At 32.0% G+C, this 21,524-nt stretch carries 22 protein-coding genes; 13 read left to right on the top strand and 9 right to left on the bottom strand.

The annotated features are described in order from the left end of the window. Window positions 1–79: 79 nt before the first annotated feature. Entirely contained in the window at window positions 80–814 is a 735-nt protein-coding gene (locus tag HKO22_RS07855; RefSeq protein ID WP_075659777.1) for a gamma-glutamyl-gamma-aminobutyrate hydrolase family protein, read from the top strand. Between the two features lie 47 nt (window positions 815–861). On the opposite strand, the gene HKO22_RS07850 is transcribed toward HKO22_RS07855, so the two are convergent. Then, entirely contained in the window at window positions 862–1,956 is a 1,095-nt protein-coding gene (locus HKO22_RS07850; protein ID WP_169969802.1) for a hypothetical protein, read from the bottom strand. Between the two features lie 116 nt (window positions 1,957–2,072). Between HKO22_RS07850 and HKO22_RS07845 the strand changes: the two genes are divergently transcribed. The 5 genes from HKO22_RS07845 to HKO22_RS07825 are packed head-to-tail and all read left to right on the top strand — an operon-like array spanning window position 2,073 to window position 7,247. Beyond that, on the top strand, window positions 2,073–2,342 hold the full coding sequence (locus HKO22_RS07845) for an ACT domain-containing protein (RefSeq protein WP_169969800.1): 270 nt from the start codon (window positions 2,073–2,075) through the stop codon (window positions 2,340–2,342). Window positions 2,343–2,352: 10 nt separating this feature from the next. After that, a complete protein-coding gene (locus HKO22_RS07840) occupies window positions 2,353–3,708 on the top strand; it encodes a PFL family protein (RefSeq protein WP_075659780.1) in 1,356 nt (451 codons plus the stop codon). A gap of 23 nt (window positions 3,709–3,731) precedes the next feature. After that, complete coding sequence (locus HKO22_RS07835; protein ID WP_075659781.1) at window positions 3,732–5,126, top strand: APC family permease; 1,395 nt, start codon at window positions 3,732–3,734, stop codon at window positions 5,124–5,126. A 1-nt stretch (window position 5,127) separates the two neighbouring features. Further along, window positions 5,128–6,747: an amidohydrolase gene (locus tag HKO22_RS07830; RefSeq protein ID WP_169969798.1), complete on the top strand. Its 1,620-nt coding sequence runs from the start codon at window positions 5,128–5,130 to the stop codon at window positions 6,745–6,747. A gap of 11 nt (window positions 6,748–6,758) precedes the next feature. Further along, complete coding sequence (locus HKO22_RS07825) at window positions 6,759–7,247, top strand: GAF domain-containing protein (protein WP_211660227.1); 489 nt, start codon at window positions 6,759–6,761, stop codon at window positions 7,245–7,247. A gap of 63 nt (window positions 7,248–7,310) precedes the next feature. Here HKO22_RS07825 and HKO22_RS07820 read toward each other — a convergent pair whose 3' ends face one another. Both HKO22_RS07820 and HKO22_RS07815 read right to left on the bottom strand, forming a co-directional pair. Then, window positions 7,311–7,856 carry a nitroreductase family protein gene (locus HKO22_RS07820; RefSeq protein ID WP_075659784.1) on the bottom strand — a complete coding sequence of 182 codons (546 nt, stop codon included), beginning with the start codon at window positions 7,854–7,856 and terminating at the stop codon, window positions 7,311–7,313. Window position 7,857: 1 nt separating this feature from the next. Then, window positions 7,858–8,547 carry a DUF188 domain-containing protein gene (locus HKO22_RS07815; RefSeq protein WP_075659785.1) on the bottom strand — a complete coding sequence of 230 codons (690 nt, stop codon included), beginning with the start codon at window positions 8,545–8,547 and terminating at the stop codon, window positions 7,858–7,860. 97 nt (window positions 8,548–8,644) lie between these two features. Here HKO22_RS07815 and HKO22_RS07810 point away from each other — a divergent pair, with 97 nt between their 5' ends. After that, entirely contained in the window at window positions 8,645–9,757 is a 1,113-nt protein-coding gene (locus HKO22_RS07810) for an LCP family protein (RefSeq protein ID WP_075659786.1), read from the top strand. Window positions 9,758–10,021: 264 nt separating this feature from the next. On the opposite strand, the gene pepT is transcribed toward HKO22_RS07810, so the two are convergent. Continuing rightward, complete coding sequence (pepT, locus tag HKO22_RS07805) at window positions 10,022–11,230, bottom strand: peptidase T (RefSeq protein WP_169969796.1); 1,209 nt, start codon at window positions 11,228–11,230, stop codon at window positions 10,022–10,024. Between the two features lie 230 nt (window positions 11,231–11,460). Between pepT and HKO22_RS07800 the strand changes: the two genes are divergently transcribed. Next, window positions 11,461–12,672, top strand: coding sequence for a hypothetical protein (locus HKO22_RS07800; protein WP_169969794.1), 1,212 nt, complete (start codon window positions 11,461–11,463; stop codon window positions 12,670–12,672). A gap of 31 nt (window positions 12,673–12,703) precedes the next feature. Beyond that, the gene (locus HKO22_RS07795; RefSeq protein WP_075659789.1) at window positions 12,704–13,885 is read left to right on the top strand and encodes an amidohydrolase; all 1,182 of its coding nucleotides are present in this window, start codon (window positions 12,704–12,706) and stop codon (window positions 13,883–13,885) included. A gap of 57 nt (window positions 13,886–13,942) precedes the next feature. Here the strand turns inward: HKO22_RS07795 and HKO22_RS07790 are convergent, their stop codons facing one another. After that, a complete protein-coding gene (locus tag HKO22_RS07790) occupies window positions 13,943–14,365 on the bottom strand; it encodes a PPC domain-containing DNA-binding protein (protein ID WP_075659790.1) in 423 nt (140 codons plus the stop codon). Between the two features lie 192 nt (window positions 14,366–14,557). Continuing rightward, the gene (locus HKO22_RS07785; RefSeq protein ID WP_075659791.1) at window positions 14,558–15,031 is read right to left on the bottom strand and encodes a methylglyoxal synthase; all 474 of its coding nucleotides are present in this window, start codon (window positions 15,029–15,031) and stop codon (window positions 14,558–14,560) included. Window positions 15,032–15,148: 117 nt separating this feature from the next. Here HKO22_RS07785 and rpsF point away from each other — a divergent pair, with 117 nt between their 5' ends. Genes rpsF through rpsR form a run of 3 tightly spaced genes read left to right on the top strand, consistent with a single transcriptional unit; the run spans window position 15,149 to window position 16,194 of the window. Then, the gene (gene rpsF / locus HKO22_RS07780; RefSeq protein ID WP_075659792.1) at window positions 15,149–15,433 is read left to right on the top strand and encodes a 30S ribosomal protein S6; all 285 of its coding nucleotides are present in this window, start codon (window positions 15,149–15,151) and stop codon (window positions 15,431–15,433) included. A gap of 9 nt (window positions 15,434–15,442) precedes the next feature. Beyond that, window positions 15,443–15,958 carry a single-stranded DNA-binding protein gene (locus tag HKO22_RS07775; protein ID WP_075659793.1) on the top strand — a complete coding sequence of 172 codons (516 nt, stop codon included), beginning with the start codon at window positions 15,443–15,445 and terminating at the stop codon, window positions 15,956–15,958. 11 nt (window positions 15,959–15,969) lie between these two features. Next, window positions 15,970–16,194 (top strand): 30S ribosomal protein S18, encoded by a 225-nt coding sequence (gene rpsR, locus HKO22_RS07770; RefSeq protein ID WP_075659794.1) that lies wholly within the window; start codon window positions 15,970–15,972, stop codon window positions 16,192–16,194. Between the two features lie 162 nt (window positions 16,195–16,356). Here the strand turns inward: rpsR and HKO22_RS07765 are convergent, their stop codons facing one another. The 3 genes from HKO22_RS07765 to HKO22_RS07755 all read right to left on the bottom strand — a co-directional run bounded on the left by HKO22_RS07765 (window position 16,357) and on the right by HKO22_RS07755 (window position 20,563). Further along, window positions 16,357–17,661: a YjiH family protein gene (locus HKO22_RS07765; protein ID WP_075659795.1), complete on the bottom strand. Its 1,305-nt coding sequence runs from the start codon at window positions 17,659–17,661 to the stop codon at window positions 16,357–16,359. Between the two features lie 266 nt (window positions 17,662–17,927). Further along, window positions 17,928–19,652 (bottom strand): hypothetical protein, encoded by a 1,725-nt coding sequence (locus HKO22_RS07760; protein WP_169969792.1) that lies wholly within the window; start codon window positions 19,650–19,652, stop codon window positions 17,928–17,930. Window positions 19,653–19,660: 8 nt separating this feature from the next. Next, complete coding sequence (locus HKO22_RS07755) at window positions 19,661–20,563, bottom strand: FUSC family protein (protein WP_169969790.1); 903 nt, start codon at window positions 20,561–20,563, stop codon at window positions 19,661–19,663. 148 nt (window positions 20,564–20,711) lie between these two features. On the opposite strand from HKO22_RS07755, the gene hpf reads away from it, so the two are divergent. After that, window positions 20,712–21,236 carry a ribosome hibernation-promoting factor, HPF/YfiA family gene (hpf, locus tag HKO22_RS07750; RefSeq protein WP_169969788.1) on the top strand — a complete coding sequence of 175 codons (525 nt, stop codon included), beginning with the start codon at window positions 20,712–20,714 and terminating at the stop codon, window positions 21,234–21,236. Window positions 21,237–21,524 lie beyond the last annotated feature (288 nt).

Genomic DNA, 21,524 nt, shown 5'->3' with positions numbered 1-21,524 from the left:
AAAACAAAAAAGTCATATATATTACCAATTTTCTCATCTCTTTGATATAATAAAGATATAAAATTATGGGAGGAAGATTATGAAACCAATTATAGGAATTTCTGTGAACTCACTTAGAGATATTTCCCAAAATGATGTTGGACAAATTGGGGTGGAAGGTCAAGATTGGCAACTTATTGCAGCCGATTATATTAGAGCTATCGAGAGAAATGGCGGCGTGCCAATATTAATACCAAATATAAAGAGTTTGGAAGATATGAGAATTGTACTAGACAAAATTGACGGATTGCTTTTATCTGGTGGTCACGATGTAAACCCAAGGATTTATAACGAAAGGAACAGTGGAAAAGCTGGAAAATTTGACAACCTTAGAGATCATGAAGAAATTTTTATGACACAATATGCACTTGAAAAGGACATACCCTTTCTTGGAATATGTAGAGGTCTTCAAATTTTAAATATCACTTTAGGAGGAACTATTTATCAAGACTTGCCGTCAGCAGGTTTTCCTGCACATTCGATGAGCAATTCACTTAGAAATGAACCATCTCATTCAATAAAGATTATAAAGGACTCTCCACTTTATGAAATTTTTGAAAGGGACGAAATTTGGACAAATTCCTACCACCATCAAGGTATAAACGAACTTGGCAAAGATTTAAAAAAAGCGGCACTTTCAGAAGAAGGACTTGTGGAAGCGGTATATCTTGATGACAAAAAGTTTGCCTTAGCAGTACAATGGCATCCTGAAATGATGTATGATGATAAAGGTATGAATAAAATTTTTGAAAAATTCATTGAAACCTGCAAATAAAAGGCAAAAGAAGCCCTTGTTTAGAATTCTAATCAAGAGCTTTTTTATTACTCAAAATAATCTATAAAAGTTTTCACTGCGATACCCGTCCTTTTGTTGTAAAGTATACCTTCACAGTGAGGCCAGCTATCTTTGCCTACTGTTTTTTTCGCTTCTTCGTAGTCCTTTTTCTTTGCGATTTCTATATTGCCTTCAAGTAGTCTTGGCCCCTTTTCAATGTAGACTACATCATTTTCATATCCAGGAATATCTTTTAGTTTGTGGGAAAAATTATCTAGCCCCCTTTTTTGAGCTAAATAAAACAAATCATCCATTAACTCATCATATTCCTCTTTATTGGCCCCTTGCATTAAATAATCAAAAGTTTTTTTATCGTCACGAGCCATTTTTTTAACAGAAGGGGCATACATAGATCCATCTTGTGGATAAATTTCCCTGTCAAAGGAAAAATTATTATCTTTATTTAAAACATATTGAAATTCCATAGGCCTTCGATAACCAGATTCTTTTTCAAAAATTCCATCTTTAAAGAAATAATTTTGATTATATACATTAGAAAGTAAAATTAATTTTCCATCTTCAAAAAAATCCTTTACAAAATAAGTACTATAAGCCCCAAGTTCATCTGGAAATTTTGGATTATCAATTTCTCGCAATTTATTTGAAAGTAAATATGAAAAAGCCTTATCTCTTAGAGAAACTTTAGACTCGATTATTTTTGAGTCACTTTTTCCGATTTCTTCATTTTCAAAAATATTATTTTTAGCTTTTTTTGCAAATTTAATTTTTCTATCATTTGATGAAATTATTACATCGCCTACATTGTTTTTGCTGCTTTCTACTTTTTTGTCAGTAAAGCTTGCATTATTAAAAAGTTTTTCATATTGATCTAAATTTATTTCGCCAATAATTTGTGAAAGAGGAAATTTTTCCTTGGACTCTCCAAGATTTTCTCTAGCAATATAAAAATTTATTTCTGGTTTCTTTGCCACATTTTTTTCTTTATCCTCTATTTTATTTTTTGCCTCAACTATTTTCTTTTCAACAATATTTTTTTCTTGATTAGAATTTCTATTTTTTCCACAAGCTGCAAATAACAAAATTGCAATCAAAGAAATTAATAAAATTTTAAAGATTTTCATACTTTCCTCCTTTTATATTATAGTATAATAAATTAAAACAAAACACAATTATAAAGGTACTATTAATGCTTTAAATGTATGATATAATAGTTGTAATTTTAATCAAGGGGGATGCTATGAAAGCTGTTATAACTGTCATCGGCAGTGACAAAATTGGTATTGTATATGAAGTAGTAAGGAAGATGGTGGAGTTTGACCTAAATATTGTAGACATCACTCAAACAATTTTAGACGGTTACTTCACAATGATTGTAATAGTTGATTTAACTAAGATGAATGTTGAATTCCAAGAAGTTGTTGATGCTTACGAAAAACTTGGCGAAGAACTAAATCTTTCTATTAGAGTTCAACATCAAGGTATCTTCGACAAGATGCACCAAATTTAAGGAGTGCCCTATGGATAAAAAAAGAATTTTGGAGACAGTTAGGATGCTTGACCAAGAAAACCTAGATATTAGGGCAGTAACTCTTGGCATATCACTTTTAGACTGCATAGATAAAGATGGCGATGTTGCACGCAAAAAAATTTATAACAAAATAATAAATTACGGAAAACATTTAGTTAAATACGCAAATGAAATTGGCAAAAAATATGGTGTTGAAATTGTAAACAAAAGAGTTTCTGTAACGCCTATTGCCCTTATTGCAGGTGCAACTGATGAAAAAGACTACACAGAATTTGCAAAGACTTTAGATAAGGCTGCAAAGGAAATTGGAGTAGACTTTATCGGTGGATTTTCTGCATTAGTTCATGGAGAAATGACTCCAGCTGATGAAATTTTAATAAATTCCATTCCTCGTGCACTTTCCGAAACAGAAAAAGTTTGCTCTTCAATAAATGTTGGAACTACAAAAAAAGGTCTAAATATGGACGCAGTTAAGCTTATGGGAGATATAATTCTCGAAACTGCGATAAATACTAAGGATGCAGATTCTATTGGTTGCGCAAAATTAGTTGTATTTGCAAATGCAGTTGAAGACAATCCCTTTATGGCAGGAGCTTTCCACGGCGTTGGAATGGGAGATGTAGTTCTTCACGTTGGAGTATCTGGACCGGGTGTAGTTAAATACGCACTAGAAAAAGTTAGAGGTAAAAGTTTTGATGTAGTTTCTGAAACTATTAAGAAAACGGCATTTAAAATAACGAGATTGGGCGAACTTATAGGCACAGAAGTTGCAAATAAAGTGGGAGTTCCCTTTGGAACAATTGACTTATCTCTTGCACCAACGCCAGCTATTGGCGATTCCGTTGCACGAATTTTAGAAGAAATCGGCGTAGAGTTTGCAGGAGGACATGGAACTACTGCGGCACTTGCAATGTTAAATGATGCGGTGAAAAAGGGCGGAATTATGGCATCAGATCACGTTGGAGGACTTAGTGGAGCTTTTATTCCAGTAAGTGAGGATGAAGGAATGATTGAAGCTGCAAGGAAGGGTTACATTGGGCTTGATAAACTTGAAGCCATGACTTGTGTATGTTCTGTAGGTTTAGACATGATTGCAATTCCAGGGGATACAAAAGCATCAACATTAGCTGCAATAATAGCAGATGAAGCAATGATTGGAATTATAAATCAAAAGACTACTGCAGTTAGAATTATCCCAGTAATTGGAAAGGGCGTTGGAGAAGAAGCTACCTTTGGTGGACTTCTAGGTTCTGCACCAATAATTCCTGTTCATCGAGGAAGCAGTGAAAGATTTGCAAGTCGTGGAGGATTTATACCTGCTCCAGTTCACAGCTTTAAAAATTAATATATAAAAAAGGAAGGTATCCTATGAATAGTAATTCAAAGAATATTGAAAAATTAACTACCGAAAACACCGAGTTTAAAAGAGAAATTGGCGTCTTTGGTGGCGTAAGTATTATTGGCGGCATTATGATAGGTTCTGGTATTTTTTATCTTGGATCCTATGTACTTCAAAGGACAAATATGAATTCAGGTCTAGCTCTTATTTGCTGGATAATTGGAGGACTTATTACACTTTTTGGAGGGCTTTGTTATGCAGAGCTTGGAACAGCAATGCCAAAAGCAGGTGGAAGAATTGTTTACTTAAATGAAGCCTATCATCCAATAGCTGGATTTATATCTGGATTTACTGATTGGATAGTGGGAGGACCAGGTTCAGTTGCCGCAGTTTCTATTGCCCTTATGAGTGTATTTAAAAGCTTTTTTGAAATTTCTGACTTTGGAATAAAAATTGCAGCAATATTTTTAATTATTGCACTTACAATATACAATTTATTTGGAGTAAAGGCATCGTCAATTCTTCAAAATTTATCCATGGTTGCAAAACTTGTTCCCATAGGAATTGTAATGGTATCTGCACTTTTTGTTGGAAGGGTAAGTCCTGATTTAAGCCTTGGAAGTGCCATAGAATATTCAAAGACAAGTGACACAAATATCTTTGGCATCATTGCCATAGCTGTTGTTGCAACTTTGTGGGCATATGAAGGATGGACAAATTTAAATACAGTTGCAGAAGAAATAAAAGAACCACACAAAAATTTGCCCCTTGCACTAATAATAGGGATTGGCGGCATAACAGTTTTATATACATTATTTAACTTTGCAATTATGAAAGTAATACCTCATGATGAAATTGTATCCATGATAAATGGCGGCGATCTCTATCTAGGGACAGAAGTTGCAAAAAGAGTATTTGGTCATGCTGGCGTAATTATAGTAAGTGCAGGAATGATACTAGCAATGTTTGGGACATTAAATGGACTTATCCTCGCACAACCAAGGATGTACTATGCAATGGCAGTGGAAGGTCACTTCTTTAAATCATTTGCAAAGCTTCATCCAAAGTATAAAGTTCCAACGGCACCGATTATTGTACAATGTATTTTTTCTTGTATACTTGTAATGGCATCAAACTTAGACCAACTTACTAATATGGTAGTAATCACAGGAATGATTTTCTCAGTGCTCACAATTTTAAGTGTTCCAATACTTAGAAAAAAATATCCAAATATAGAAAGACCTTATAAAGTTTGGTTTTATCCAGTTTCCGTAATAATAACAGCTCTAATTTTTGCAGGGCTTGTAGTTCAAGGTGCAATAGAAGATCCAATTACAGGATTAACTGGACTTGTAGTGCCAGCTCTTGGTGCAATCACTTATATGATTTTTGACGCAAAATTAAAAAAGGAAAAAGGAGTATAAGATGAAAAAATTATTTTACAATGGAAAAGTTTATGTCAATAGAGATGAATTTCAAGAAGCAATTTATACTGAAGATGAATTTATAAAAGAAGTTGGGAAAAGCGAAGACCTTTTAGAAAAATATTCTGATTCTGCGATAGAAAAAATTGACTGCAATGGAAAAACTGTAATACCAGGACTAAATGATTCACATTTACACTTTATGCAATTTGGAGAAAGCAGAAACCAAGTTGATATAGAAGCTGTAAAGTCCATTGAAGAAATGATAGAAAGATGCAAAATCTTTATGAAAAAAAATCCCAAGAGATGTGAAAAGGGGATCCATGCAATTGGATGGAATCAAGATTTATTTGTTGAAGATAAGAGAATTCCAAATAGATTTGATTTAGATAAAATTTCAACAGAAATTCCAATTGTACTAGAAAGAGTTTGTGGTCATATAGTTTCATCTAATACAAAGGTAATTGAAATCCTTGGACTAACTAAGGACAGTCCACAATACCCTGATGGAGAATTTTTAATAGGAGAAGACGGCTATCCAAGTGGAGTTTACACAGCCAATGCTTGCAACTTTGCAAAGGATGTAATACCCGATTTTACATTAGAAGAAAGGCGAGAGATGCTAATCGAGACTATGGATTATGCAATATCTTGTGGACTTACATCTGTTCAATCAAATGATGTGGGCACAACTTTCATGAATGGACCCGTTGCCTTTGCACTTTTAAAGGACATTTATAAAGAAAATAAAAAAATTAGATATAGACATCAAGTTTGTTTCAATGATTTTTCTGAATTTGAAAAATACTTAACTGTTGGAGAATTTAAGTCAGAAGATTACAAGGACAATTATCTAAAACTTGGACCCCTTAAATTATTTAAGGACGGCTCACTTGGCGCAAGGACAGCTTTAATGCGCAAAGGCTACAATGATGACAAAGAAAATTACGGACTTCCTTGGATAAAGGATGAAGAGATGAGAAAATATGTGAACCTTGCAAGTGAAAATAATCTCCAAGTCATCACTCACACAATTGGCGATAAGGCAATCGAAGATACAGTAAAATGTTATGAAGAATCTTTTAAAAATGGCAAAAACAACCTTCGCCATACTTTAGTCCATTGCCAAATAACAGATAGAGAACTTGTAGAAAGAATTGCAAAAGACGATATTTGCGTAATGGCACAACCGATTTTTTTAGATTATGACATGAAAATAGTTGAAGATAGATGTGGAAGGGACCTCGCAAGTACGTCCTATGCCTTTAAATCTTTAAAAGACCTTGGTGCTCATGTTGCCTATGGAACTGATGCACCAGTAGAAAATTTAAATCCTTTCCCAAATATTTACATGGCAGTAACTAGGAAGGACAAATTAGGAAAGCCTGAAGGTGGATTTTATCCAAAGGAATGTGTAGACGTATATGAAGCAATTGACGCTTACACAGTTGAATCTGCTTATGTAGAATTTGAAGAAGACATAAAGGGAAGAATAAAAAAAGATTTCTTGGCAGATTTTGTAGTTTTAGACAGAGATATATTCACTATTGACCCAATGGAAATTAAGGAAATTAAGCCTTTAATGACCATTGTCGGTGGTAAAATTGTTTATAAAAGATAGCTAGTGATAGAATGACTTTAGAAATTAAGGGAATAAAAAATTTAAATAACGAGGAAAGACTGGAGTACATGGTGGACTTTGGAAAAGCCACGATAAAAACAGAAAAAGATGCAATCGCCATGATGGCAAATCTTTCCTCTGTAATTTTTAATGTAGTAGAGGATTTGAATTGGGCAGGTTTTTATCTCGTGCGAGGGGATGAACTTGTCCTTGGACCTTTTCAAGGTTTGCCAGCTTGCACTAGACTAAAAGACCAAGGAGTTTGCGTCGCAGCTTGGAAAAATCAAAAAATTATGCGAATAGAAAATGTCCACGAATTTAAAGGACATGTGGCATGCGACAGTGCATCAAATTCAGAACTTGTCTTGCCAATAAAAATAAATTGCGAGGTAATTGCAGTTTTAGATTTGGACTCGCCAAAGGTAGGTCGCTTCACAAACTTAGAAGAAGAAAAATTTTCTGAACTTGTAGAATTTATGGAAAAGGAACTTAATAAATAAAAAAGGTGATTTTGTAAAATAGAATTTTCTACTTTACAAAATCACCTTAATAGATTATTAAACCTAAAGATCTTCTGGAATTATTTTATATAATGCATCAGAGGTCTTTCTTTTTTTCTCGCGGATCTCTTCATTTTTTGCGTATCCAATTGCTATTACAAGTCGAATTCTACTTTTAGTATTTAAGAATTTTTGAATTTTTTCCTCGTCAAACCAACCTATTACGCAAGTTGAGAGCCCAAGTGTTGTTGCCTCTGCAGTAAAATAAGCCGTAGATATTCCAATATCAACTGATTTAAAATCTTGATTCTTTACTTGGGAGCTAATTTTTGCAGTCAAATTGTAGTTTTCTTCTGTAACAATGGCAAAGGCATTTACATCTTTTGTGAAAGAATTCATCTTGCCAAGCTGAAGAAATTTTGAAATATTTTTTGCATTTTCGCCATGAACAATGTAATAGTAATAAGGTTGAGCATTGCAAGCTGAAGGTGCAAGCTTCATTGTGTCAAGGCAAGTTTGCAATTTCTCTATTTCAACCTCTCTATCTGGATCGTAATCTCTACAAGATTGTCTTATTTTTGCTAATTCTTTAAAATCTCTAAATTCCATATTATCTCCTTAAAAATTCATCTAAGTTTCCATCAAAGAAGTAAAAATCTTCATCACGCATAAGTACAGGAACGCCAACTTTACCTTCTTTTACAATTTCATCAAATGCTTCGGAGAAATCTCTCTCCTTTAAAAACCTCTTCAAGTTTGCCATTGATGCTGTGATATCTACAATTTCGCAGTCTAAATTTTTTTCTTTAATTTCTGCGATTGCAGGTGGACAATCGGGGCAGAGACTTGAAATGAATAATGTAAGCATATTTATATCCTCCAAAAACTTATTTAATGATTGGTAAAAATCTTGGTCATCGCATTTTTTTCTTTTTGCAATATTAAAATAAATTTCTCTATTGCGCATCTTCCGGTTAAAATGACGGCTTTCTAACAATTCCATAATATTATCATCGTCTATAAAATTACCTTGAAAGTCTATTACATTTGCACCCTTTGAAAGAGCAAGAGAAGACAGTCCCCTGTCATTTGTAATCACTAGGTCGCCCTTATTTGCGTGATTTGCAATGTAGATGTCAGCAGCTTCCTTTGATATATCAACGCTAATGACATCTCCGTAGGTTGTGCTAAATTCCTGTGTATAATTTTTTACCAACAAGAGCTTCGCACAATATTTTTTTGATAGCTTTTCTGTTATTTCACGGACAGGGGATCCGTCTGCATCTAATAATATCTTCATAATTATTATCTACCCAAAAATAAATTTAAAATATCAGATAATTAAAAAGTATTGAAAAATTATAAGATTTTATATAGACTTAATTAAGGAGGTCAATATGAAATATATTTACAGAATATTTGTATTCCTTACAGTTATACTTCTCCTTGGGGCGTTGGGACTTACATTTATGTTTATGCCAAGGGGGAAAAAATTAAATAACAATAAAATTATAAATAAAGAAGAAATTGCTGAACCAGAAAAAATCACTGTCTTTAATGAAAATGAGGATATTGTAAATATTTTATTAATTGGAATAGATTCTAGTGAAGTTACCTATGAAAAGGATAAAGATTCTAAGAGAGCTGATACGATTATGCTCTTATCAATTGATCCAAAATACGATAAAGTTAGGTTATTGTCAATACCAAGAGATACATATTATAAGTTAAAGGGCTACGACAATTATAGGATGAATGCAGCTTATTCTCGTGGAGGGATTGACCTACAAGTATCAAGTGTTGAAGATTTTCTTAATGTAAAGTTAGACCATTATGTAACGGTAAATTATGAAGCAGTAAAGGAACTAGTTGACGCAATAGGTGGAGTTGAAGTTTACACTCCTGAATACAAGTACACAGATCCATCAACTATACCACCCCTTGAAATTGATTTTAAAGAGGGACTTCACCTATTAAAGGGCGATGATGCGGTAAAATATCTTAGAATAAGAAAAATTTACAAGGATCAAGACCTCGATAGAATTAAGGCGCAACAAGATTTCATAATGAAGATTTTTGAAAAGATGAAGTCTCCAAAAATGCTTCTAAAACTTCCAAAACTCGTATCTATTGCCAATAAGCATATTGAAACAGACATGAATTATGGACAGCTCTCCTATCTAGCATACTATGGCGTAACTCTTGATAAAGAAAATATAGGAATGAAAACTGTTAGCGGAAGGACGAAAAAGGGCTCTCCTCTATATTTTGTTGACAAAGAAAGTGCAAGGTATGAGGCATCAGAACTTGAAAGATTGAGAAAAAATGCAGCAGAAAGTGAAGGCGCAGAGGATAACTTTACAGAAGAAGATTTACAAAATATGACAGAAGAAGAAAGAGCAGCAGCTGAACAAAAAATTAGAAATAGAGAACTTAGAGAAAAGTTAAAGGAAGAAGCTGTAAGAGAAGAAGATTCCTCATATAATTCTAAAAAAGAAAATAATTTATAAAAAGGACCTTAGGGTTCTTTTTTTGTAAATTTTTGCAATAAAAATTTCACAAAGTTGATTTATCTCAGAAAAACCATTATTGAAGAATATCTCATTTAAAAATTAATATTTCTAAATCGAAAGCTTATAAAATTGCAAGCTTGATTTACAAAAACAACTTGACTACAAAGGAAGTTTTTCAATTTAAAAGCTACAATTTACAAGGAGATATTCTCAGTAAGAGGGTTAAAATAGATTTAATTTAATGTAGTGATTATTAGAATTTTATTGAGCTAATAATTTTACAATATTTTTAACAACTTCCTTAGATTTTTTCATTTGATCAAGGCTAACAAGCTCGTATCTTCCATGATAATTATAGCCACCAGTGAAAATATTTGGAGTAGGAAGGCCCATAAAGGATAATTTAGAACCATCAGTTCCACCTCTAACTGGTCCAATTTTTGGGACTACACCTGCACTATCAAAGGCAGCCTTTGCAAGGTCAATTATCTCCATGTGCTCTTCAATTTTTTCTTTCATATTGTAATATTGGTCTTTAATATCAACTTTAATCTTGTCATCATACTTTTTATTTAAAAACTTTGCTATATCTTCAAATAAATTTTTCCTTTTTTCAAATTTTTCTCTTGAGTGATCTCTTATGATGTAATTCATTTTTGTAAACTCGACGCTTCCCTCCATATTAGTTAAAAGGGAAAAGCCTTCGTAGCCTTCAGTGTATTCAGGTCTTTCGTTAACAGGGAGCATGGAATTAAATTCCATGGCAATTAGTTGAGAATTTATCATTACGTCCTTTGCAGATCCTGGATGCACATTTTTCCCTTGGATTTCAATTTTGCAAGAAGCTGCATTAAAAGTTTCATACTCAAGTTCGCCAATTGGTCCGCCGTCCACAGTAAAGGCAAAATCAGCACCAAATTTTTTCACGTCAAATTTATCTGCGCCTCTTCCAATTTCTTCATCGGGTGTGAAGGCTATTTTTATGTCACCATACTTGGCGTCTTTGTCCTTTAAAAGTTCTTCAATAGCAGAAATAATTATGGCAATGCCAGCTTTGTCGTCTGCACCAAGGAGGGTGTTTCCATCAGTTGTAATAATAGTTTCGCCCTTTAAATCTTTTAAAAAAGGAAAATCAGAGACAGTTGTCGTGAACTCGTCATTTAATTTTATGTCGCAACCCGTGTAGTTTTTTATTATATTTGTCCTAACATTTTTGCCAGACATATCTGGAGAAGTGTCCATGTGCGCAATAAAACCAACAGTATTTTTAGTCTTTGTGTTGCCGACGATATTGCCATATACATAGCCGTTTTCATCAATTATTGAGTCAATGCCAAGGCTTTTTAATTCTTCCACTAAAAAATTTCCAAATTCTACTTGACCTTTTGTTGAAGGACAAGTTTTAGAATTTTCATCGCTAGTAGTTTCGAAAGAAATATAATTTAAAAATCTATTTAAAATCTTTTCCATAATAACCTCCAATTCTAAAAGTATTTTATCACAGATAATAGTTTTGTAGAAATTTAAAATTATTTTAAGGTAATAGTTTCAAGGCGAAATTAAAAATCAAAGTATTCTTTTATTTTGGCGGAATTTTACAATGATGAAAAGATAATTATTGACAAAAATTTTATAAAAGAATATAATGATTCTTAAAACAATTTGCTTTACTGATTAAAAGCGATAAAAAGGAGGAAAATATGGATACACTTCAAGCATTATTATTTATTTTTATAGTTTATGCAATTGGCGATGTAGTAGCAACTGCCACAAAAAGTATTGTTCCGTCGTTATTTGTCTGTTCTGTAATATTTTTAGTTGGTTTCTGGTTAGGCATACCTGAAACACTTTTCAAGGATTCTCTTTTATATGACATTGGAGCAGTAATGATTACAACACTTTTAGTTCACATGGGTTCAATGTTAAATTTGGGTCAACTAATTGCGCAATGGAAAACTGTTCTTATTGCGGCAGGTGGAATTGTAGGTATAGTTATTTTATTATTACTTTTAGGTAGCCCAATTGTAGGGAAAGAAACTGCAATAGTAGCAGCACCACCTATTTCTGGCGGAATCATTGCTGGATTGCAAATGGCAGAAGCTGCAGCAGCTATAGGAAGAAATGATTTAAAGCTAATGGCAACATTATTAGTTGTATTGCAGGGTTTTGTTGGCTATCCTTTAGCATCATTTTGTCTTAGACGAGAGGCAAATAGAATTTTAAAATTGAAGGCAGAAGGTTACGCTTTTCAAGAAGATGAAGTAGTAGAACAAAGAGAATTAAAGACAATTTTCCAACTACCAGAAAAATATACTTCTCCAAATTATTTTTTGGCAAAGGCAATTTTAATAGCATTTATTGCTACCTTTGTTTCAAGTTTATTGAAGCGAATTGATACGGGGGTATTTATTCTAAATGTTTTAATTAGAATAGATAAAAATGTTTTAGCACTTATTCTAGGTATAGTTTTTGCTGAAATTGGATTTTTGGAGAGAGAACCACTTAATAAAGGAAACTCCTTTGGATTTTTAATGGCAGCACTTATGGCAGTAATATATGGAGGCCTTGCAGGTGCAAGTCCAAAAGATATACTTGAAATTTTACTTCCAATTGTAATTTGCCTTGCATTGGGAACTGTAGGTATAGGTATTATGTCTATAATAGTTGGAAAGGTTTTGAAAATCGGAGCATGGATGGCATTTGCAATAGGAACATCAGCACTTTTTGGATTTCCAGGAACTTATGTAGTTTCACAAGAAGTTGCAAGTGGTGTAGCAAAGTCTGAAGAGGAAAAAGAAATAATACTATCACAAATTTTGCCTAAGATGCTAGTTGCAGGTTTTGTAACAGTTTCAATAGGTTCAGTAGTATTAGCAGGAATTTTAGCACCAATGCTAACGCCTGCAATGTAATTGCTAATTTTTTAGTATGAAGGGAGAAAAAATGAACGTAAAAAATTTAATCGAAAAAAATAAAGACTATATAGTTGAAATGAGAAGATATTTTCATATGCACCCTGAACTTTCTTTTGAAGAATTTGAAACCACAAAGAAAATTGCAGAGGAACTAGAAAAGATGGGAATACCTTATGAAATACCAACTGAAGAACCAAAGACAGGAGTAATAGGTGTAATTAAGGGTGGAAAACCAGGAAAGACTGTTGCACTTAGAGCAGATATTGACGCACTAAATGTTACAGAAAAAAATGACGTAGAATACAAATCACAAAATGTTGGCAAGATGCATGCTTGCGGGCATGACACTCATATGGCAATGTTACTAGGTGCAGCAAAGATGCTAAAAGAAGTACAAGAGGATCTTTGCGGAAAAGTTTATTTAATTTTTCAACCAGCAGAAGAAGTTGGACTTGGCGCAAAGTATATGATAAGACAAGGTAATTGGTTTGAAGAAACAGATAATATCTATGGTTCGCATATTTGGTCTGGAGTTGAAGCAGGAAAAATTTCTGTAGAAGCTGGCGATAGAATGGCAGCAGCAGACATGTTCAAGATAAAAATCAAGGGAAAATCTGGCCACGGATCATTGCCTAATGAAACAGTAGATGCAGTAGTAGTTGGTTCAGCAGTAGTCCAAGCACTACAACAATTAGTTTCAAGGAATTATTCTCCACTTGACTCAGTAACTGTTACAGTTGGATCTTTTCACAGTGGAAATAGATTTAATATTATTGCAGGAGAAGCCGAGATGGAAGGCACAAATAGATATTTCTCAAGAGAAATTGGTGAAAGAATAGAAAGCGATATGAGAAGAGTAATAAAGGGAGTATGTGATGCCTATGGTGCAACTTATGAACTTGAATACAAATATATTCTAGGACCAACTATTAATGAAGAAAAATCTTCTAAAATTGCAGAAAAAGCTGTTGAAAAAGTAGCAGGAAAAGACGCAGTTGCCTCAATGCAAAAGACAACTGGTGGCGAAGATTTTTCCTTTTACCTTGAAAAGAAACCAGGATGTTTTGGCTTTGTAGGATGTAGAAATTCAAAAATTGGTGCAGACTACCCACATCACAACGAAAGATTTAATGTAGATGAATCTGTACTTGCAAAGGGTGCAGCAACTTATGCACAATATGCAATTGACTTTTTAAATGGAGAAAACTAAAATTAATAAAAGTAGGGCGAGATCAATAAATACTCGCCCTTTATTTTTAAAATTTAATCAATCAAACTTATAAATATTTATACCTGTGTATTCGTCTTTTTGTCTTTCAACTATGCCGTCAATTATATTTATTGTCAGCTCACAAGTTACACTTATCTTTGAACTCTTTAAATGACCACCAAAGACATTTCCCTCTTCATCAGAAGCAGAGATGTGAAGGTGTGGGTAGTATTCGCCATCTAATGTCGAGATACTTCCTATTATTGATAAAATTTCAAATTCTCCCTTGAAATTTTTTTCTTTGTAATCTTTTTTTGAAACGCTATAAAGTCCAATAGTAAAGTCATCTGTTGCGCCAATACCATAGATGCTTGCAAGCTTAATATTTTCCCTTAAAGCGAGTTCCTTTAATTTTTCTTGAACTTCCTCAGTTCTGTCAATTCTTGCGATTATTTTGTCGCCAAATCTTTTGTAATCCATAAATCCTCCTATTTTTTATATTCATACAATATCATGCCAATATAATTCCAAAGATTATGCAAAACTCTAGCTATAAAAAAGAATAGAAAATGCTCCTTCTGCCCTTTAGGTTCTTTTTCCTTACTATTATTTATTGTCATTATCTTGCAATTAAAAGTTCTTATAAATTAATTTTACCACTTAACTTTAATGTCAATCAAAATCATTTTTTGAAATCCTATCTTCCACAGAATATTCATTATCCAAAATTTCAACATCGTACTCCTCGTTAAACATTGGCGAAGATAAAATATAATCAGCCGTAGTAGGAGATGTGGCAAGGGCAATATTATATAGAGTAGAAATCCTAAGTAAGGCCTTTACATCGGGGTCATGAGGTTGTGCCTCAAGGGGATCCCAGAAAAAAATTAAAATATCAATTTTTGAATCAGAAATTTTTGCACCAAGCTGCTGGTCGCCACCAAGAGGACCAGAAACAAGTCTCTTAACATCGAGAGAAGTCTCACGAGAAATTAGTGCAGCAGTAGTTCCAGTTCCAATAAAATTGTGATGTGAAAGTTTTTTTTCGTGTTTTTTCACCCAATTTAAGAGTTCTTTTTTCTTGTGGTCGTGTGCAACAAGTGCAATATTTTTCTTTTTGTTAACTTTGATTTTTTTGACTTGCATAATTACCTCAATTTTTAAAAAATCTTGACTAAGTTTCTTCTTTAATATATAATATCAAAGATTGAAATCCTTGCATAGTTTTTTTAACTATGCCGAAGACCATGAGGAGGTGAAAGTATGAATAAATACGAAGCGGTGATTATGTTTTATCCTGAAGTGGAAGAAGAAAAGAGAAATGCTTCTTTCGACAGACTTAAAAAAGTAATCGAAAAAGATGGTAAAATTAATAATGTTGATGAGTGGGGCATGAGAAAATTAGCTTACGAAATTGAATACAAAAAAGAAGCTTATTATATTTTCCTTGAATTCGAAACAAAACCAGAAGATATTGCTGAAATCAACAGAGTCGCAAAGATTATGGACCCAGTTATGAGACAAATGATTATTAAAGTTGAAGACTAAGGAGTTTTTATGAATTGTGTTAACTTAATAGGAAGACTAGCAAGAGATCCAGAACTTCGTTATGCGCAAACAGGAACTGCAATGTGCCGTTTCACAATTGCTGTAGATAGAAGAATGTCTAAGCAAAAGAGACAAGAAGCTCAAGCAAATAATCAACCAACAGCTGATTTTATTTCTTGCACAGCTTTTGGAGCAACAGCAGAACTTATTGCAAATTACCATAAAAAGGGCAGTCAAATTGGAATTGAAGGTAGAATTCAAACAGGAAGCTACGAAAAAGATGGAAGAACTATTTACACAACTGATGTAATTGTAAATAATTTAACTTTTATTAGCTCAAACCAAGGTGGATTTAACCAAAGCCAAGGTGGATTCAATCAAAACCAAGGCGGGTTCAATCAAAGTCAAGGCGGATTTAGCAATCAACAACCAGTAAATTCTGCTTATGGAAATGATTTTTCAAACAATGACAGTGACGATGAAGATGGATTTTTCCCTGTTGACAATGACCAAATACCATTTTAAGGAGGGTAAAAATGCAAAGAAGATTTGGCAGAAGGAAAAAAGTAGATCCTTTTGAAAAAGATAAAACTAAAAAAATCGATTATAAAGATGTTGAAATGCTAAGAAATTATATTTCTGACCGTGGCAAAATTCTTCCAAGAAGAATCACTGGTTTAACAGCAAAACATCAAAGAGAAATGACAGTTGCTATTAAAAGAGCAAGACAAATTGCACTTATTCCATATAGCGCTGATTAATAAAAATTGTTGGTAATAATATGTACCCTCTCTACTGGACAAACTAGTAGAGAGGGTATTTTTATAAAATATAGTTAGGATTCAAAAAATTAAACTGCATTTTAAATAAAAAAATAAAAATGACAACAAAAAAGCCTAGCTATTAATATTATATTTAATTATCTAGAAAAATAGATAAAGTATTGGCATTGAGATAACAATACTTAAAATTATTCTTTCAACCCAAATTATAATGTAATCTGAGAATTTTAAAGGTATTTCCGTTCCCATCATTACAGGGATTGATGCTGAGAAGAAAAGTATTTCTGATACTGATACTATTGCTACAAGCATTTTTGCTATTAGTCCAAGTCCTGCATTTGCTACTATTGGTGCCGGTAGAAGCATTTCTGCAATACTCATACCAAGTGCTTGAGCCACCATAAGTGGTTCTTCCACTTTAGTTATTAGTGTGAAAGGATAGAATATATATCCAATTATGTGGAAAATTGGAGTGTATTCTGCAAGTAAAAGTCCAATCATACCTACGCCAAGTAGTGAAGGTGCAATGTTAAGTGCCATTTTAAATCCATCGATAAAGTTTTCTTTTATTACAGAAAGCAATGATCCAGAATTTTTAAAAGCTGTCATTCCAGCGTCCACTGCGTCAGAAAAAGTAATTTTTTTCTTTTCTTCAGGAACATATTTTTTACCTGAATAATATTCTTGAGGTTTTTTATTTAAAGGGAAAATTCTAGCAGTTATTGCTGTTACTAAAAATGTTACGAATAATGTAATCCAGAAATAAGCTAGCCAATAATCCATTATATCCAAAGTTTTTGCTACGATAATCATAAATGTCGCAGATACTGTTGAGAATCCAGTTGCTATAATTGCAGCTTCTTTTTTTGTGTAAGTATCTTCCAAATAAACTCTATTAGTTATTAAAAGTGCAAGAGAATAAGAGCCTACGAAAGATGCAACGGCATCGACTGCTGATCTACCAGGAGTTTTAAAAACTGGTCGCATAACAGGTTCCATGAATACACCAATGAATTCCATAAGTCCAAATCCTGTTAAAAAGGCTAAAAAAACCGAACCTATTGGCACGATTGTAGTTACTGATACCATGATTCCATTCCAAATAAGAGGAAGCATATCACCGTCAAAAATTCTTGCAGGTCCCTTGTTTGTTACATACATAAACACAAATATTAAACTCACGAGTTTTAGAACAAAGAAAACTGAGTGAAGTTTACTTTTTTGCCATGATTTTGTCTTAATTGCATAAGCAATTCCTGCAAGCACCATAAATATACCAAATACAAAATTATAATTTGGAATCTTTTTCACAAGATTGGTAATGTGGTCAATAGGTATTGTATTTGCATCCCCTATTTTCACTGGCACAAAAAACATAAAAATACCAAAAAGTGCATAAATAATGAATAATATGATATCCATCGAGTTAAATTTTTTCTTTTCCATAATAATCCTCCTTTATTTTTTAATTATACCACATTATAAATAAATGAAAACGTAATGCATAAAAATTTCGGCTTTTTGTAAAACAGGTTTATTATATTCTCAAGTTTGACACTTTGAAATTAAAAAAGCTCCAAAATACATTGCAAATAGTATATTTCAGAGCTTTTAATGTTTTTAAAAATGTAGTATTGTTTATCCTTTTTTTATCTTTTTTAATAATTTTTCATACTTTTTTCTAGAGTCTATTTTAGGACAATATTTTATTTTCAATTGAAGTCGACTTTTATAATATTATTGTAATTTACTTCTTCTGTATTATAATAATTGAAAATGTCTTTTCCAAGATTTGTAATTTTTATTTCGGAGAAATCTTTTTTGGACTCTATAAGCCCTAAGTCCTCTAAAATGCTTAATAGAGAAGATTCTTCTTCGTCAAATTTTTCATCCTTAATACAATTTTTTTCATTTAACTTTTTTAAAAAATCAATTACAAAACTCGTGTATTTATCATAATTTTTGCCAAAGGAAGATTTTAAGAACTTTTTATTAGTGAGAGATTCTGTCCAAATGGAAAGCTTTGTAGCATCGTCAAAGGTCTGGTAATTGTCGGCATAATCTGTTAGATAAAGTTCTTCTGGTGCATCTTCTCGTGTAATAAAAGTCAAATATTTTTTTACCATAAAGGTAAAGTACAATTCGATAAGTGGAAAATGTGTATTTTTAAAAGTTTTAACAACCTTTGTTGGAACTAAATTAATTGATTCTGTAAATTTTTTTAGCATAGCAGGAGACAAGTCGCCAGATTTTAATTTATTCACATAATTCATGTCTAAAAAAGTAAGAAAGCTATCAAAATTTTCCAGAAACTTATTCCCAAATACAAATTTTTTATTATTTAAAAGTATGGGTAAAATATCGTCATCAAAATAAAAACCACTCTCGCTATTTTTTAAAAGATCTAAATAATAAAAAATGTTTTCTTTAATTTCATTTAAGTCTTTCAAGATATTTTTCACGTTGCGACCCATTGTAAGAAGTTTTCCATAAAAGATAATTAAAAAGTCTAAAGAACAAGCTAGTTCCTTGCGATTTAAAAACTCACCAGATTCAGATAGGTACTCAAATATCTTTTTATAGTCTAGGTCATAGTCCTTAAAAGTTTTATTTTCTTCAAATAGACAGTTGGAGTAGATTTTAGAAAACAAATTTATAGAAAATTCAATAATAAACTCAGTATCGGCGTTTGAAAAAATCTTCTTAAAGAGATCCTTATTTTGCAAAACTAAAAAATCCTCTTCGTAAAACTTATCTAGCAAATATTCAAAATAATTTATTTCATTGTCATTTTCTGCGTTAATTGAATCTAAAATCTCATTATACATTGACTCAAAAGTAACTTCAAAGACAGAAATTATATTTAAAAATTCTCTCTTTAAAAAGTCCTTGTTTATTGTTACTGGACCGTAATTTTCTTCAATGTGATAAAACAAATTAGAAAGATTGTTGGAAAAAGTGATGAATACCTCTTCAACCATTAATTGAGTAACATGAAGAATTACTTTTCTCTTGTCATTTCCAAAAATTCTACATAGACCAAAGTCAACTTCTGCAAATTCAATACTTGTGTAATTTTCCACTTCAATATATTCATCAAGGAGGACATCGAAAAACAGAAAGTAATCGCCTTTTTTTTCTATCCTAAATAGAGAAACATAGGATTCTCTTAAAATTTTTATAAAGGACTCTAAGTCCTTTACTTCACAATTAAGTTCCTTTAGCATATTTTTTATTGTAGCATTGGCACTTTCTTCATATTCTTTAAAGTCAAAGAGAAGAAATGCCATGATTTCGTCACTTGTTCTCATATTTATATAGGGGTTTTCTAATATGGGAGCAAAATCTTTTTTATTATAAAATTCTTTAAAAGCTAAAGTCTTTTCTGTGAAGAGTTTTTTAGCTATTTCATAGATTTTCCTTGTTTTTAAATTCATTTTTTCACCTATTCTTTTGCAACTTCAACTAATCCTTTTAGCTGGTCCATATATCTTAAAATATATTCAATGTGATAATTGTATACACTATCTACTTCTGTTAAATCTTTTGAAGTAGGTTCATTTAGATCGTATCGCTTCTCTATTTCTTTTGAAAGATTTTCTTTTAAATAATTTGCATCCATATTATTTATAACTTGAAGTCGAAGGGATATATTGTCAAGGAGAAAAACTATTTGAGATTCCTTTGATATTGAGTGACCATGGTGAAAAGGAGTCTTAACTTCTTCCTCCAAAAGCTTATATAGCGTGTTTACACTAGCAAAGTCTGCATTAAAAGAGGACAAGTCAGTTTTTTTGTCGTAAATAATTTCTCTTAGAGCTTTATTCGCAGAATTATAGCATTTTTTTGAAGCATCGATAAAAGCTTCCCAGATATTTGGAGAAGATATAAAATAATTTACTAGCACGCCTACAACGACACCTATAATTGTACCTATAATTCTATTTAATGCATAAAAAGCTTTATCTGAATTAGAGCAAAAACTTGCCACAAATACTATACAAGATAATTGTGTCATTTCACGCATCTTCACAATTGAAAGTATATAAATTATTATTAAAATTCCAATGCCACCAATAAGTGGTTCTGCTAGATATGGCACAGATATAATTGAACTGAGATAACCAATTATTACACCAACTATGCAAGTAAAGAGTCTTTTTTTCGTGTCTGCTAAGGATTCTGACATAGATGGCTTAATGGAAGAAATTGTAGCGATGGATACAAATATTGGAGAGTTCAAATTTAAAAGTTGGGAGATGTAAAGACCAATGACAACAGCAATTGCTGTTTTAATTGCACGCATCCCAATTTTATATTTATAATCTATTTTATTTTTTATTGCCATTTAATCATCTCCTTTAAATTATATATTTAATATACAGAATAATTATACCAATAATAGGCTTAAAAGTACATTTTGAGAAGTTATGAAAGCTTTGATATAAATTGTAAAAAATGGGTAAAATTATAATAAGAAAAGGAGAGTGACCTTTATGTTATTGAACTTTGTTGGAAAGAACATTGAACTTACAGAATCTTTGAAGAATGTGGCAGAGAAAAAATTCTCCAAATTGGATAAATATTTTTCAAAAGAAGTTGAAGCAAGGGTTGTATTCTCAACAATAAGAGAAGAACAAACTGTGGAAGTTACAATATTTTTACCAAAGACAATTATTAGAGCAGAAGAAACTACAGACGATATGTACTCTTCAATGGACAACGCTGTGGATGCACTTGCTAGGCAAATTAGAAAACATAAGACTAAATTAAAGAGAAGATACCAAAACAACGAAACTATTAGGTTCGACGAAATTGTTGAAAAAGAGAAAGTAGAAGAACCAGAAAATAAAATTGTTAAGAGAAAAAATTTCGAACTTAGTCCAATGAACGAAGAAGAGGCAATTCTTCAAATGGAACTTTTAAATCATAATTTCTATGTATTTTTAGATGCAGATACTGACGGAGTTTCTGTAATTTACAAGAGAAAAGATGGAAATTATGGAAAAATTGAAGTTTAAAATAATATCAGGACGCTTAAGGGATTTTAATTAGTGATTTAGTCCCTTAAATTTAAGGTTCTATAATAAATAGTGTTGGTGAGAAATCATCAGCACTATTTTTGTATGGAAATGTATAAAAAATAGACATAGAAATCACATTCCTATAAAATATAGTTGCTACCAAATACCAAGGAGTGATTCTATGTCTATTAATAATTATATAAAAGATTTGTTGAACATTAAAGATAAAAATATAGTAATTGATACTGAAAATATTATTGTCAAAAAAGTTAAGTACATAGACAC

The sequence above is a fragment of the Peptoniphilus faecalis genome (genome assembly GCF_012976305.1).
GTDB lineage: Bacteria > Bacillota > Clostridia > Tissierellales > Peptoniphilaceae > Peptoniphilus_A > Peptoniphilus_A faecalis.
The sequence above is the reverse complement of the archived record's forward strand: the minus strand, read 5'-3'. Positions and strand labels throughout refer to the sequence as shown.